Source organism: Acinetobacter psychrotolerans, from assembly GCF_048552595.1.
In the GTDB taxonomy this organism is placed as follows: Bacteria; Pseudomonadota; Gammaproteobacteria; order Pseudomonadales; family Moraxellaceae; genus Acinetobacter.
The window spans coordinates 1-1,126 of the sequence record NZ_JBIMDK010000044.1 but is presented as its reverse complement, the minus strand read 5'-3'; the positions used below and the strand labels follow the sequence as shown (position 1 = coordinate 1,126).

The window sequence follows — 1,126 nt, the reverse complement described above, 5'->3', positions numbered from 1 at the left end:
CTTTATTCAGGGTGATCGTCGCTTTGCCTTGTTCAACCGTCGTGGTGATGTTGCTGTCGCCTAGGATCGCCAATTCGCTGCCCAATGGGTTCGTCGAACTACCGCTAGCCGCGTCTTTAAAGGTCAGTGGTGTGGTCACCGCAGTGTTTAAGCTGCTGATCGCATCACCGACGTTGTTGACTGTTGTGATTGTGCTGGCATCGTTTGGATTGCTTTGTACTGTGTAGCTCGGTGCACTGATCGTACCTGTAGCAGCGTCATACGTTGAACCTCCACCCAAGTTAGTGGCTGTGCTGTTGCCTAAAGCATCTGTGTTCGCGCCTGACGATGCTTCAAGTGCATCCAATTGGTCTTTGTTGACCGCATCTTTGCCCGCTACGCCATCTTTGACGTTGCTGATCGTTGTGCCTGCAGCGTTAATGCCTGCTTTGGTGATGCTTGGGCCACCTGTTACGGTTAAGCCGTCTGTGTTGAGAAGGCTGTTACCTGCTGTCACGCTGTCCACATTGAGTGCTTTATTCAGGGTGATCGTCGCTTTGCCTTGTTCAACCGTCGTGGTGATGTTGCTGTCGCCTAGGATCGCCAATTCGCTGCCCAATGGGTTCGTCGAACTGCCGCTAGTCGCGTCTTTAAAGGTCAGTGGTGTGGTCACCGCAGTGTTTAAGCTGCTGATCGCATCACCGACGTTGTTGACTGTTGTGATTGTGCTGGCATCGTTTGGATTGCTTTGTACTGTGTAGCTCGGTGCACTGATCGTACCTGTAGCAGCGTCATACGTTGAACCTCCACCCAAGTTGGTGGCTGTGCTGTTGCCTAAGGCTTCTGTGTTCGCGCCTGACGATGCTTCAAGTGCATCCAATTGGTCTTTGTTGACCGCATCTTTGCCCGCTACGCCATCTTTGACGTTGCTGATCGTTGTGCCTGCAGCGTTAATGCCTGCTTTGGTGATGCTTGGGCCACCTGTTACGGTTAAGCCGTCTGTGTTGAGAAGGCTGTTACCTGCTGTCACGCTGTCCACATTGAGTGCTTTATTCAGGGTGATCGTCGCTTTGCCTTGTTCAACCGTCGTGGTGATGTTGCTGTCGCCTAGGATCGCCAATTCGCTGCCCAATGGGTTCGTCGAACT

General features: G+C 52.5%; 1 pseudogene. It reads right to left on the bottom strand.

The window, feature by feature from the left end:
* Positions 1-1,099, bottom strand: a pseudogene (locus tag ACG94X_RS16775) (hypothetical protein); the annotation flags it as partial.
* Between the last annotated feature and the right edge of the window lie 27 nt (positions 1,100-1,126).